10 protein-coding genes are annotated in these 13,778 nt (G+C 66.0%); 8 read left to right on the top strand and 2 right to left on the bottom strand.

Annotation, left to right across the window (positions count from 1 at the left end):
- The first annotated feature begins 10 nt into the window (after positions 1 to 10).
- The 8 genes from ABD158_RS08415 to ABD158_RS08450 are packed head-to-tail and all read left to right on the top strand — an operon-like array spanning position 11 to position 10,093.
- Complete coding sequence (locus ABD158_RS08415; protein WP_344006060.1) at positions 11 to 1,144, top strand: DegT/DnrJ/EryC1/StrS family aminotransferase; 1,134 nt, start codon at positions 11 to 13, stop codon at positions 1,142 to 1,144.
- Entirely contained in the window at positions 1,141 to 1,767 is a 627-nt protein-coding gene (locus tag ABD158_RS08420; RefSeq protein ID WP_344006062.1) for a sugar transferase, read from the top strand. Before ABD158_RS08415 ends, ABD158_RS08420 begins: the two co-directional genes overlap by 4 nt.
- Positions 1,760 to 2,428 carry an acetyltransferase gene (locus tag ABD158_RS08425; protein ID WP_344006064.1) on the top strand — a complete coding sequence of 223 codons (669 nt, stop codon included), beginning with the start codon at positions 1,760 to 1,762 and terminating at the stop codon, positions 2,426 to 2,428. The genes ABD158_RS08420 and ABD158_RS08425 overlap by 8 nt, the downstream gene beginning before the upstream one ends.
- A complete protein-coding gene (gene wecB, locus ABD158_RS08430; protein WP_344006066.1) occupies positions 2,425 to 3,582 on the top strand; it encodes a non-hydrolyzing UDP-N-acetylglucosamine 2-epimerase in 1,158 nt (385 codons plus the stop codon). Before ABD158_RS08425 ends, wecB begins: the two co-directional genes overlap by 4 nt.
- A gap of 2 nt (positions 3,583 to 3,584) precedes the next feature.
- On the top strand, positions 3,585 to 4,856 hold the full coding sequence (gene wecC / locus ABD158_RS08435; protein WP_344006068.1) for a UDP-N-acetyl-D-mannosamine dehydrogenase: 1,272 nt from the start codon (positions 3,585 to 3,587) through the stop codon (positions 4,854 to 4,856).
- On the top strand, positions 4,853 to 6,982 hold the full coding sequence (locus tag ABD158_RS08440; protein ID WP_344006069.1) for a bi-domain-containing oxidoreductase: 2,130 nt from the start codon (positions 4,853 to 4,855) through the stop codon (positions 6,980 to 6,982). Before wecC ends, ABD158_RS08440 begins: the two co-directional genes overlap by 4 nt.
- Positions 6,979 to 8,922 (top strand): heparinase II/III domain-containing protein, encoded by a 1,944-nt coding sequence (locus ABD158_RS08445; protein ID WP_344006071.1) that lies wholly within the window; start codon positions 6,979 to 6,981, stop codon positions 8,920 to 8,922. The genes ABD158_RS08440 and ABD158_RS08445 overlap by 4 nt, the downstream gene beginning before the upstream one ends.
- The gene (locus ABD158_RS08450; protein WP_344006073.1) at positions 8,915 to 10,093 is read left to right on the top strand and encodes a glycosyltransferase family 4 protein; all 1,179 of its coding nucleotides are present in this window, start codon (positions 8,915 to 8,917) and stop codon (positions 10,091 to 10,093) included. Before ABD158_RS08445 ends, ABD158_RS08450 begins: the two co-directional genes overlap by 8 nt.
- Positions 10,094 to 10,236: 143 nt before the next feature.
- Here ABD158_RS08450 and ABD158_RS08455 read toward each other — a convergent pair whose 3' ends face one another.
- Both ABD158_RS08455 and ABD158_RS08460 read right to left on the bottom strand, forming a co-directional pair.
- The gene (locus ABD158_RS08455) at positions 10,237 to 11,619 is read right to left on the bottom strand and encodes an O-antigen polymerase (RefSeq protein WP_344006075.1); all 1,383 of its coding nucleotides are present in this window, start codon (positions 11,617 to 11,619) and stop codon (positions 10,237 to 10,239) included.
- On the bottom strand, positions 11,616 to 13,772 hold the full coding sequence (locus ABD158_RS08460) for an acyltransferase family protein (protein WP_344006076.1): 2,157 nt from the start codon (positions 13,770 to 13,772) through the stop codon (positions 11,616 to 11,618). The genes ABD158_RS08455 and ABD158_RS08460 overlap by 4 nt, the downstream gene beginning before the upstream one ends.
- Positions 13,773 to 13,778 lie beyond the last annotated feature (6 nt).

The following is a 13,778-nucleotide window of genomic DNA, read 5'->3' on the forward strand; positions in this document are numbered from 1 at the left end:
GTGCCGGACGGTGCTGTCCACGTTGCTGTCGCCGCCCGACGTCGGCGAGCTCGAGCAGCAGGCCGTCCTGCGGGCGATGCAGTCCGGCTGGGTCGCCCCGGCCGGCCCGGACCTCAACGCCTTCGAGGCCGAGGTCGCGGAGCGCGTCGACGTCGGCCATGCCGTGGCGCTGGCGTCCGGCACCGCCGCCCTCCACCTCGCGCTCGTCTCCTGGGGCGTGGGTCCGGGCGACGTCGTCCCCGTCTCCACGCTGACCTTCGCCGCCACGGTCAACGCGATCCGCTACGTCGGCGCCGAGCCTCACTTCGTCGACGCGCGGTCCGACGACGGCAACATCGACGTCGACCTGCTCGCGCGGGCGGTCGAGGAGCTGCAGGCCGCCGGGCGCCGCGTGCCCGCGATCGTGCCCGTGGACCTGCTCGGCCGCTGCGTCGAGCTCGACGCGGTCACCAAGATCGCCGAGTCCGCCGGCGCCAGGCTGCTCTGCGACAGCGCCGAGTCCTTCGGCGCCACCCACCGAGGGCGCCCGGCGGGCGCCTGGGGCGACGCGTCCGTCCTGTCGTTCAACGGCAACAAGATCATGACCACCTCCGGCGGCGGGATGCTGCTCACGGACGACGGCGCGATGGCGGCGCACGTGCGCAAGCTGTCGACGCAGGCCCGCGAGGCCGTGCCCCACTACGAGCACACCGAGATCGGCTACAACTACCGGCTCTCCAACATCCTCGCCGCCATGGGCCGCGCCCAGCTCAGCCGCCTCGACGTGATGATCGGCCGCCGCCGCGAGTGGCGCCGGCGCTACCGCGAGCTGGTCGCCGACCGCCCCGGCGTACGCGTGCTCGGCTCCGACGACCCGGCCGACGACGCCCACGACAACTGCTGGCTCACCGCGCTCGTCGTGGACCCGGAGCACGCGGGCACGACGGCACGCGACGTCGGCCAGGCACTCCTGACCGCCGGCATCGAGAGCCGCCCGGTCTGGAAGCCCATGCACCTGCAGCCGGTCTACGCCGACCACTCGTCCACGCTCGACGGCACCGCCGAGCGGCTCTTCGACCGGGGGCTCACCCTCCCCTCGGGCTCCGGCATGGGTGAGGCGCAGTTCGACGAGGTCCTCGACGTCCTCGGGAAGGCCCTCGCGTGAGGCGCGCCTACGACGGCCCGAAGCGGCTGATCGACTTCATCGGGGCCCTGGCCCTGATGGTCGTCACGGCACCCGTCACCGCGGTCGTCGCCCTGCTGGTGCGCCGCAACCTCGGCTCGCCCGTGCTGTTTCGCCAGCAGCGCCCCGGGAAGGACGGCGAGATCTTCGAGCTGGTGAAGTTCCGCTCGATGACCGACGTCGACCCCGCTCGCGGGCTCGTCACCGACGCCGACCGCCTCACACCGTTCGGGCAGCGGTTGCGCTCGACGAGCATGGACGAGCTGCCCACCTTGTGGAACGTCGTCCGCGGCCACATGAGCCTCGTCGGCCCTCGCCCGCTCCTGGTCTCCTACCTCGACCGCTACACCCCCGAGCAGGCCCGGCGACACGAGGTGCGCCCCGGAGTCACCGGGCTCGTGCAGGTCAGTGGCCGCAACGCCCTGACCTGGGAGGACAAGTTCGCCCTCGACGTCGAGTACGTCGACCGTCGCAGCCTCCGCCTTGACGTCAGCATCCTCGTGCGGACACTGCTCAGGGTCGCCAAGCGCGACGGGATCGCCGACGCCGGCGGCGTGACCATGGCGGAGTTCATGGGCGCCGGGCTCGGTGGTCGCCGTGCCTGATCGACTGCTGGTCGTCGGCGCCGGTGGATTCGGCCGCGAGACGATCGACGTCGCAGACGCCATGACGGACGTCGCTGGCGCGCCCCGTTGGGAGGTCGTCGGTGTCGCTGACGACTCGCCGAGCGAGCTGAACCTCGCTCGCCTCGCGACACGGGGGATTACCTACCTCGGAACCCTCGACAAGGCCCTCGCCTCGGTCAAGGGCGCGCAGTACGTCATCGGCATCGGATCGCCGAGCGTCCGACGCGGTATCGCCGGCCGTCTCGATAGCGCTGGCTGGTCCGCGGCCACCCTCGTTCACCCCGCGGCCACGCTGGGCTCAGAGGTAGATCTCGGCCCGGGGACGGTCGTCTGCGCCGGAGCGCGCCTCACGACCAACATCCGCCTCGGGCGGCACGTCCATGTCAACCCCAACGCGACAGTCGGCCACGACACGACTCTTGGCGATTTCGTCAGCCTGAACCCGAGCGCATCTATCTCTGGCGACTGCGTGATCGAGAGCGACGCTCTGGTGGGAGTCCAGGGGGTCGTGCTGAACCGGCTCCGGGTGCGGGCTGGCGCGCTCGTCGGTGCCGCGGCCTGCGTAACAACGGACGTGGCGGCAGCGACCACGGTCGTCGGAGTTCCCGCCCGTCCACTGACGCAAGGAAAAAGAGAATGAAAAAAGTCATGGTCGTCTACGGGACCCGGCCTGAAGCCATCAAGGTTGCGCCAGTGATCGGTGCGCTCATGGCCGACGACCGCTTCACCGTGGTGCCGGTGGTCACGGGGCAGCACCGGGAGATGCTCGACCAGGTCAACACCTTGTTCGGGATCGAGCCCGTGGCCGACCTCGACCTCATGCGACCGGGCGCCAGCCTCACGCAATTGTCCGTCGCGTCGCTTGCCGCCCTCGAACCCGTGCTGCGGGAGCACGCTCCGGATGCGGTGGTGGTCCAGGGGGACACCTCGACCGCCTTCATCGCGGCGCTCGCGGCGTTTTACCAGGGCATCCCCGTGGTGCACCTCGAAGCGGGTCTAAGGACCTACGACCTCGACGCCCCGTTCCCTGAGGAGGCTAACCGCCAGCTCCTGAGCCGGGTGGCCGCGCTGCACCTCGCGCCGACCCCGTCTGCCCGGGAGAATCTTGCCCAAGAGCACACGTCGCCGGCCAGCATCGCCGTAACCGGCAACACCGTTATCGACGCCCTGATGCAGGCCATCCAGCAGGAGCCGACCTACACCGAACCGGCAGTGGCGCAGATGGTGTCGAGCGGGGAGCGCTTCGTCCTGGTCACAGCCCACCGCCGGGAGTCGTGGGGCCAGCCGATGCGAAACGCCATGACCGCCGTCCGACGGGTGGCCGAGAAGCACCCCGAGCTGCGGTGGGTGGTGCCCATGCACAGGAACCCCGTCGTCCGTGACGTCGTCCGCGACACGTTGGAGGGTCTCGACCGGGTCCTCCTGTGCGAGCCGCTGGACTATCACGAGTTCTGCCACGTGATGAAGGCCGCGTATCTCGTCCTCTCGGACTCGGGAGGTGTGCAGGAGGAGGGCCCCAGCCTTGCCTCCCCGGTCCTGGTCATGCGGGACACGACCGAACGGCCGGAGGCCGTGGACGCGGGTGCGGTCCGCCTGGTCGGCACGGACACCAACGTCGTCGCCGATGCGCTGAGCGAGCTGATCGAGAACGTCGAGGTGCACGCGTCCATGGCTCGCGCGGTGAACCCGTACGGCGACGGTGTCGCGGCCCGGCGATCGGTCGCCGCGATCGCCCACCACTTCGGTCTCGGAGACCGCGAACCCGACTTCGACCCCCACCACCACGGAGACTGAACATGTTCGACAACGGAATCGTCGTCGTCGGCCTGGGCTACATCGGCCTGCCGACCAGCGCTGCGATCGCGACGCAGGGGGTGTCGGTCACCGGGATCGACGTCCGGCGGGACGTCGTCGACGCCATCAACCTGGGCAAGGTCCCGATCGTCGAGCCCGACCTCGACGTTGCCGTCGCCGGTGCGGTGGCGCTGGGCACCCTGCGGGCGACGACGGAGGTCCCCTCGGCCGACGCCTTCATGCTCGCGGTGCCCACCCCGAGCGACGCGGGCAAGGCCCCCGACCTGTCCTACGTGAAGGCCGCGGCGGAGTCCATCGCGCCCGTGCTGAAGGCCGGTGACGTCGTCATCCTCGAGTCGACCTCACCCCCGGGCACGACGCGCCGTGTCAGCGAGTGGATCGCGGCGGCGAGGCCGGACCTGTCCCTCCCGCACCAGGGCGAGGGGCGGCACGACATTTATGTCGCGCACTGCCCGGAGCGGGTGCTCCCCGGGCGGATCATGGTCGAGATCGTCGAGAACGACCGTCTGGTCGGAGGGATCACCCGCGCGTGCGCGGAGCGCGCTGCCGAGGTCTACTCCCTGTTCTGCCGCGGCGAGATCGTGCTGACCGATGCCACCACGGCCGAGATGGCCAAGCTGGTGGAGAACTCGTTCAGGGACGTCAACATCGCGTTCGCCAACGAGCTGGCGGGGATCTGCGACCACCTCGACCTCGACGTGTGGGAGGTCATCGACCTCGCGAACAAGCACCCGCGGGTGAACATCCTGAAGCCTGGACCGGGTGTTGGCGGCCACTGCATCGCCGTGGACCCCTGGTTCATCGTGGCGGCGGCCCCGGAGCAGTCCCGCATCATCCGGACCGCCCGGGAGATCAACGACGCCCGCCCGCACGCCGTCGTGGCCCAGACCGTCTCCCTGGCCAAGCCCGACTCCACGATCGCGGTGCTGGGGCTCGCCTTCAAGGCCAACGTGGACGACCTGCGGGAGAGCCCTGCGATCCAGATCGTCGAGCTGCTGGACGAGGCCCTGCCCGACGCCCGACTGCTCGCCGTCGAGCCCCACGTGGACGCCCTGCCGCCGTCCTTGGCAGGGCGGGACTCCGTCTCGCTCGCCCCGCTCGGTACGGCGCTTGCTGCGGCCGATGTGGTCCTCCTCCTGGTCGACCACCAGGCGTTCATGGACCTGACGCTCGCCGACCTGCGTGACAAGCAGGTCGTCGACACCCGAGGCCTGCTCAAGGCCGCGACCAACCCCCTCGAGAGGACTTCGTGAAGCAGATCGTCCAGTCCATCGGCGACGGCAGCCTCCAGGTGGTCGACGTCCCCTCCCCGACCGCAGGGCCGGCCGAGGTGCTGGTCTCGACGCGGCGCTCACTGCTGTCGACGGGCACCGAGAAGGCCGTGCGCGAGCTGGCCAGCGCGAGCCTGTTCGAGAAGGCCAAGGCACGTCCCGACCTGGTGCGCCAGGTTGTGCGCAAGGCCCGCACCGAGGGGCTCCGGAACACCGTGCAGGCCGTGCGGACCCGCCTCGACGAGGACATGCCCCTCGGCTACAGCGCGGTCGGCGAGGTCATAGAGGTGGGCGACGCGGTCTCCGGGATCACGCCCGGCATGCGCGTGGCCACGGCGTCGGCCGGTCATGCGGAGATCCAGGCCGTGCCCGGGCTGCTCGCCATCCCGGTCCCTGACGGCGTCTCGGACGAGTCCGCCGCGTTCGGGGCCGTCGCAGCCATCGCGCTCCAGGGCATCCGGCAGGCCGGGGTCGACCCGGGGGGCAGCGTGCTCGTCGTGGGCCTGGGCCTGGTCGGCCAGTTGACGGCTCGCCTCGCCCTGGCCGCCGGGTACGACGTCATCGGAGTGGACCTGCGCGCCTGGACGGCAGAGATGGTGACCGCCGCCGGTGGTCTGGGGCTCGAGGAGTCTGGTGCCGCGACGACGGACGCCATCCTCGACCGCACCCGCGGTCGCGGGGTCGACGCCGTCCTGGTCACGGCGTCCACGAAGTCGTCGGACCCGGTGATGTTGGCCGTCGACCGCGTGCGGGACCGCGGCGTCGTCGTCGTCGTCGGTGACGTCGGCCTCGAGCTGTCGCGCACCCCCTTCTACCTGAAGGAGGTGGACCTGCGGTTCGCCCGTTCCTACGGCCCCGGGCGCTACGAGCGCTCGTACGAGGAGTACGCCGTTGACTACCCCGTCGGCCAGGTGCGCTGGACCGAGGGCCGCAACATCGAGGCGTTCCTCGACCTGGTCGCGCGGGGTCGTCTGACTGTCGATGACCTGGTCACCCACTCCTTCCCGATCACGGACCACGAGCGCGCCTACGAGACGATCAGCGCGGACGACCGCGCTCTGGCGGTGCAGTTCACCTACGACCCGGCTGCGGTGTCGCGCGGGACCGTCGAGCTCCGTCCTCGGTCGGCCTCGTCGGGAGACATCGGCCTGGTCGGTGCGGGCAACTACGCCAAGATGACGTTGGTCCCGGCGATGAAGTCGGTGGGGATGTCCATCGCGGCGGTGACCTCGACGGGTGGTCTCAGCGCCCGGCACCTCGCGCAGCGCCACGACATCGCCACGGTGGTCCCAGGGGTGGACGACCTCGTGTCCGACCCGGCGCTCGGGACGATCTTCGTGCTGTCGCGGCACGACTCGCACGCCGAGATCACGAGCAAGGCGCTCCGCGCCGGCAAGAACGTGTTCGTCGAGAAGCCGCTCGCGCTGTCTGAGGACGAGCTGGACGACGTCGTCGATTCGCTCTCCTCCGGCGACGGCCAGTTGTGGGGTGGGTTCAACCGACGCCACAGCCCGGCCGTCGTGGAGGCCCGCCGCGCCCTCGGCCGGGACGGCGGCCCGCTCGTCCTGGCCTATCGGGTCAGTGCGGGACGGCTCCCGGACGCCCACTGGTACAAGGACCGCCGGCAGGGCGGACGTCTGCTCGGCGAGGTCTGCCACTTCATCGACCTCGCCGCCTGGATCGTGGGTCAGCCCGCCGAGGAGGTCGTGGCTTTGGGCTCCCGGCGCGCCGAGACCCTCCTGCAGGAGGACCTGGCCGTGACCCTCCGCTTCCCTGACGGCTCGCTGGCGAGCATCACCTACGCCGAGCACCCGCACCCGGCGACGACGAAGGAGCGCCTCGAGATCCTCGGCCGAGGACGTAGCGTGGTCGTGGACGACTTCGCTCGTGTGGTGGTCGACGGCAAGGACGTCAAGCTCCCGTCGTCCGGCAAGGGACACGTCGAGAACCTGCGCGCGTTCCAGCAGTCCCTCGCGTCCGCGGTCGACGACGCCGACCTGCGAGCGACGATCACGAGCACGGCGACGAGCCTGGCCGCTGCCAGGTCCCTGAGCACCGGGCACGTGGTCCGCCCTGACCTGCGCGTCTCGGCGGACCCGTTCCAGTGAGGCTGAGCACTGCTGTCAGCGACCTGCGAGCCCTAGGTAGCTCGGCCCCGCTGCGGGCGGCGTATGAGCTCTCGAAGCGCAGCGGCGGACACACGCTGCTCTTTCGGGAGGTGCCGGACCGCGGAGCGCGCTCGCGCGCCATCGGCCTCGGCAGCGCGGTACCGCGTTCCGACGCGGCCAGGGACCGGTGCCTGGCGGACGCAGCCGAGATCCTCGCCAGCGGCGTCCGTGTCTTCGGGACCCGGGTGCCCACCGGTGTCCACGCGCCCTGGAACGTGGACCCGCTCTCGGGGAACGTGTGGCCGGAGTCGACCCCCTGGTGGCAGATCGACATCCGGAGCGGTGCTCGACTTTCGGACGTCAAGTGGGTGTGGGAGGCCGGTCGCCATCGCGACCTGGTGGTCCTGGCACGCGCCTCTGTCCTGGACCCCGACGGCCCGTGGCTCGATGAGCTGCACGCGATGCTGCGGGCATGGTTCGCACAGTGCCGTCCCGAGAGGGGCGTGCACTGGTACTCAAGCCTGGAGCTCGCCCTCCGTGCGATCTCCTGGGCCCAGGTCATCAGCCTGCTGGACGGCGAGATCGACGCCGACGTCCGTGCGCGGATGGACCACCAGCTCGTGGCCAGCGCCCGTCACATCCTCGTCGAGCTGCCGTACACGGTCAGCAGCATGAAGAACAACCACCTGCTGGGGGACGGACTCGGGCTGGTCGTGCTCGCCCGGATGTTTCCCGACTTCCGCGGGTCCCGTCGCTGGGCACGGATCGGCGACGCGCTCCTCCTCAAGCAGCTGTCGCGTCACATGCGTGACGACGGGTCGATGATCGAGGACTCCCTCTCCTACCACCGCTTCGTGATGGAGATGCTCCTTGTCCGGTCGCTCCTGGGATCGGTCCCGGCAGAGGTGAGCCGGGCGCTCCACGGGGCCGGTCGTTCCATGCGTGACCTCGGTGTGCTGGACGGCGCCGTCCCCCAGTTCGGGGACTGGGACGAAGGCCGAGTCCTCGCGGACTCCTCCCCGGCGGGATCAGTCGCCGGATCGACGACGGCCGCCCTCGTCGCCTCGGGCGAGGCCCTCGGAGGCGACCACGGCCGGTACGACGAGGTGTGCTGGTACCTGGCGCCAGCGGAAACCCCTACCCCGGCCCCGGTCGACCGCGCTACCCCTGGCGGCGCCCACCGCCGGACGGGAGGCTTCGACGTCGTCCAGCACGGGGACTGGCGTGTCTGGGTCAAGACGGGCACGGGGCCGTCACACCAGCACGCTGACGTGGGGTCGGTCTGGATCAGGTCGCGAGACCGCTGGGTCACGGAGGACCCGGGCACCGGAACGTACAACGGGCCGCTCAATGTGCGGAACGGGTTCCGCACGTCGGCCGCTCATCCGGTGTGGCGCCCGGACGGCGAGGACCAGCTGGGCCCGCACCGCGCCTTCCGATGGATGCGCGGTTTTGAGCCGTCGCGCGTCGTTGACGAGGGTCCAGGGCGAACCACCGTGCTCTCGGTGCACGCTGCGTTCGTCGGGCTCGGGCTCGGGCGTGTCGCGCGGGTGGTCGAGGTGTCCGCCGAGGGCGTGCTAGTGGTCGACTTCGTCGAACAGACCGGGGACGGGACCACGCGTTGGGTCATGAACGTCCCGCGCGGCGCTCACGCCGAGGGACTGGACTTGGACGGTGTTGAAGTGACCGGCGCCAAGGAGCCCTTCCGCGGATGGTTCAGCCCGACCTACGGTGCGTGGGAGCCCCGCCCGTGGTCGGCGTGCGTCCTGGACGGCTCGGCGTTCACCTGGTCAGCCGGACGGTCCCGGGGAGCCGTCGAGTCCGAGGGGTCCGTGTCCGCGGACGGTCGGGTTTTCCAAATCAGTTGGCGGGAGGACGGGGTCGTCGTCGATGTCACGGGCTCCGAGGACGCCCAACGGTTGGAGATTCGCGGTGCCTGAGAACCGTCGTGTGCTGGTCCTGAACCACTTCGCCGTCGGAGCGGGGCAAGCTGGCGGGACGCGGCACGTTGAGTTGTTCGGACGTCTAACCGGTTGGGACCACCTTATCGTCGCCGCCGACCTCAACCCTCAGACGGGCGAGCGAATGACGAGCGAGCCGGGTCTCACCCTGGTCCCGGTGCCGACCTTTAGCTCCAACGGACCCCGTCGCGTCGTCAATTGGGCTGCCTACGCTGGTCGCGCTTTCGTAACGGGCATGGGACAGGAAGATGTCGACCTCGTCTACGGTTCATCACCCCACCTGCTTGCGGCGGCCGCAGCATGGGGGGTGTCGTTCCTCAAGCGCAAACCGTTTGTGATGGAGGTTCGGGACCTCTGGCCTCAAGTACTTGTCGACATGGGCTCGCTTGACGAACAATCGACAATCTACCGGGCGCTGTCGGCGCTGGAATCGTTCCTTTATAGCCGAGCTGCCGCGATAGTCACGATGGCGGAAGGCACCGAGGAAAGCCTTTTAAGCCGTGGCCTCCCCGAGTCGAAGATCAAGTTCATCCCGAACGGCGCCGACCGACACGAGCCCGTGGGGGCCTTTGAGCGCCAAGAACTGCGCGCCACGTACAAATTCACGCGCTTCACTGCGGTCTACACCGGTGCTCACGGACCAGCCAACAACCTCGCAGCCCTGCTAGACGCTGCGCGGCAACTCGGCTCGGAGGAAATTGACCTCGTCCTCGTCGGCGGCGGCCTAGAGAAGGAGCAGCTGATCCGACGCGCGACCGACGATGGCCTCACAAACGTGCGGTTCATGGATCCAGTACCGAAGTCGGAGATGCCAGCGCTGCTCGCCGCTGCTGACTTGGGTCTTCACATCCTCGCGGATGTCGATCTTTTTCAAACCGCGATAAGCCCCAATAAGGTGTTCGACTACATGGCAGCGGGCCTTCCCGTCCTCACAAACAATCGGGGACGGATTGGGGACTTGGTCGCATCGTCAGCTGCAGGGTGGAGTTGTCCGACGGCGGACCTGGCAGAAGGTATCAAGAAGGTTTCTGCGATGACTGCTCGGGAGCGTAACCAGGTTGGCGAGAGTGGGGCGCGTTGGCTCGAGAGTAATCAAAGTCGTACGATGATGGCAGATCGGCTAAGGAGTGTCTTGCAATCTCTCGTCTAGATTACGCCGCTTAGTGCACCTTCTGCTCAACCTTTTCACGCAATAGCATCGAGTTCATCAGGAAGCGCATGTCGCCGGATACTTCAGGCATTATCGAGTATTGGTGAAACAAGAACTCGAATTACAGGCAATTGTCGACGAAATCACTCAGCATGAATGTCGTTTGCTGCGACGATGCGTCGTGGCCGTGGTCGTGGCCGTGGCCGTGGCCGTCGACTTCGACGCCGACGCGACAACCCCTTAGCATCACCAAACGGGTCGGCAGTCAGAGATTGACGGGACCCAATCACCCACACAACCGCATAGACGGCGATACCAGTATTCAAGAGGTATACAGGCGTCCCCGCGACCCACGTTCCAATGGTCGCAAAAACACCCGCAATGCCGATCAACTCGAGCGTGTTTCGCTCTTTAGAGCGTGTGCCGAGGCGGGTCACACCAGCAAAAATCATGGCAAGAATGACCGGGGCCACAGCAATGCCAGAGTAGCCGAAGTTATAGTAGATCGAACCCCAAAGTGATGGGGGAGATGTGCCGCGATCACTGCCATAGAGAACAGCGAAGATCTCATTAGCAAGAGTGCTTCCGGCCGAACCAGGAAGCAGTCCCTGAAGCGATTCCAGCCACTCCCCGCCGAAAGTTTCTTGCGGTCCCCGGCGGTAAATGTATCGCCAACCAACGACGGACGAGGTTTGGTTGGAAGCTAAGATGCGCTGAAGGAACTCACCCAAAAGTCCGAGTACGCTAGAGTTCCCCGCACCGCTTCGGCCAAGAACGGCGGTAGCAAGGGTAATGACAGGAACAAAAACGAAAAAAACGGCAAAGACTGTCTTGCCCGTCACTCTGCGACCCGAAACGAGATACGCGAAAGTCGCAAGAACAATTGCAAAGAGCACGAGAGGGCTGCGTTGCCCGGTTCCGAGCAAACTGAAAATTGCGGCCAGCACCAACACTCCTGATACTAGGCGCCGATTCTTTGTGGATCGACCCCAGTACGCGACAAGCACTACTACTAACGCGGGGAATAAGACATTCTTGAATTGGTTCACATACCCTGGGAATAAGTACCGGGAGCCCGCATAGGATTCAAGACGAAGCGTAGCAACATCTTGTTCTTGGCCCGAGATCAGGCCTGAAAGCCCGGAGAAGAAAGCGCTGTAACCGACCGCCGAGTAATATACAACGACAACAACACCGGAAATCACTAGCCAAATGAAGAATTTTGCGCCGGGCCGGAAAGATGTAATAGATCTGCGTTCAATACTCGGAGAACGTTGACCAGAGTTCCAAGACCACTGGACCAGAGCACTCGCACACATGTAGGCCACTAGCGTGTATGCCATCACGTAGCCATGGATGCTGTCCGCGGCGCCATAGATGCTGTCCAGAAGCGGCAAGGACCCAAGGAACATAAGCAATTGCAAGTAGACGAACAGACTGTCGGCTGTAAACAATCCGGTTCGCTGTATAACTCCGAGGTAGTAGGCGACGAATACAGGCACCACCAGGATGGCCAGCCACGTCACGATGACTCCGCACCAACTTCAGGTGCCGTTGCGCCAACTCTTGGCACCGCGTTACTTCGTCCTGCCATCGAGGGCTGAGCTAGCACGTCCGCGACAAATTCACTGAGAACCCCGCGGAGCGAGTAGCTAGTTCGGACAGATAAGTGGAGACCATCCCTGTAGATCCAATTGCCACCACGAAGCGTGGAGCAAATATTCTCGGGGCAGATCAGTCGGGTCAGGTCCAAGAGTGACACCGATGCCCCGCGCGCAACTGAACGCTCGGAAGCAAGGGCACGACCTTGCCGCAACCTCTCTGACTGCACCGAAACCTCCTGAGCACACGACGATTGGTCAGAAGCAAGACGGAGAAAAGTGCACTGATCAAGGTTCCACCAGCCACCGTCGCCGTTGGTGAAGTGCGGAATCGTGCCGATGATGGCGGCACGGTGACCGCTCGCTTCGACGCTATAGATCACCCTTCTCAAGCCTGCCGCCCACAGTTTGGCTTTGTCGGAAGGCGTGGTCGCCGTCTGGCCGGACTGCGGGTCGTGCAGGACGACGTCGCTGCTCGCAATGGCCTCGTTTGCAGCACCGAGGAGCACAAGACGCGGCTGTTGGGTTCGGAGCCAGTTGAGTGCGCCAGTCACATACCCTGCACACGCCTCGTTTACTTGGCCCCTAGTTTCGATGTCAACATCGACCAGCGGGCAACCATTAGCCGTAGCCAGAACTAGATTGTACTGCCCATCGCCTACTCCGGGGAGCAAGCCATCGGAGTACTGACCAGCATTTGAGTCACCCATGAGGATAACAGTTGGCAGCCTTGGACTCGCCAAGAATGTGCACGGGGTCAAGTCGCGGTCGGGAATTGGAGTTGTGGTATGACAACCGATGTCGTAACCGGCGGGCGAAGCCTCAACAGCCGCGCGGGTTCTTGCGACCGAATCGATACCCCAAGAACGTTGGCTGCCAATTGCGACCGCGAGCGAGAGTGCCAGCGGTATGGCAATCATCAAGGTCAGCAAAAAGTGTGGTGCACGGCCCCTCTCCCGGGCGCTACGTCGCAGCGGATTCTCAATAAACTTAAAGCTCAGCCACGCAGGGACTGAAGCGACGGCAGCGCCAATCAGTGGAGCAACAACCGCATCGGGGTAAAGAAGTGTGGCGAACACAATGAACGGCCAATGCCAGAGGTAGAGGCTGTAAGAAAGATCTCCAATCTTCACCGAGGTTCTCGCAGACAAGACCCTGAGAGGCGGCGAGTGAGGGTTGGATAAACCCGACACGAGCAAGAGGACTGTTGCAGTGACAGGGACAGTGGCGTGCCAGCCGGGATAATTGCTCGATGAGTCAGTTATCAGCACTGCGGTGATCAAAGCGCCGACGCCGATAGACGCTAGAGCGGTTGAGCGCTTTGCCCCAACTCCCCGAAGCCGTTCCTCGAAGAAGACGATAAGAGCCCCCGCGCAGAACTCCCAGGCGCGAGCCGGTGCGAGATAGAAGGCGGCACTTACGGGATCGAAAGGCCCCGTCGGCGAGAGGAACGAGAGCCAGAGCTGAAAAAGAAGTGAGATGACTGCTAGCCCGATGATAAAGATGAGAACGGCGGTTCGCGGCTCTCTGTGACGCCAGCGGGCAAGAATCCAGACGACCAATATGGCCACTGGAAAAGCCAGATAAAACTGCTCCTCAACACTTAAAGACCACATATGCAGCAACGGAATGCCTTCTGCGGGGCCGTCAAAATAACCGCCCGTCACGACCAGCAGTGCAAGATTTGCGACCCAGAGCAATCCCGCGAGACCGACGATTGCGGTATCAGTTTGGGCGCCAATGGGTGATTGCAGCACTGCGCTTGCCAAAAGCGTCACCGCGATCATAACTGCAGCCGCGGGTATAAGTCGGGTGATGCGCCTGGCGTAGAAAACGCTTAAACGCAACGTCCCGGATTCTTTCAGACCAGCAAGCAGCATTCGACATATGACGAACCCGGAGATCACAAAGAAGACGTCTACCCCCACGAAGCCCCCAGAGAGTGGCAAGCCCGCGTGGTAAGCAATAACCAGTAGCACGGCAACGGCGCGCAATCCTTGAATGTGATCGAATCGAGCCGAGGTGTCGGGAACCCCGGACGCTCTAGCCGTTGCGTCTAGGGAGCGCGTCAAGGCCATGCCTTC

This window comes from Nocardioides lentus (assembly GCF_039529515.1).
In the GTDB taxonomy this organism is placed as follows: domain Bacteria; phylum Actinomycetota; class Actinomycetes; order Propionibacteriales; family Nocardioidaceae; genus Nocardioides; species Nocardioides lentus.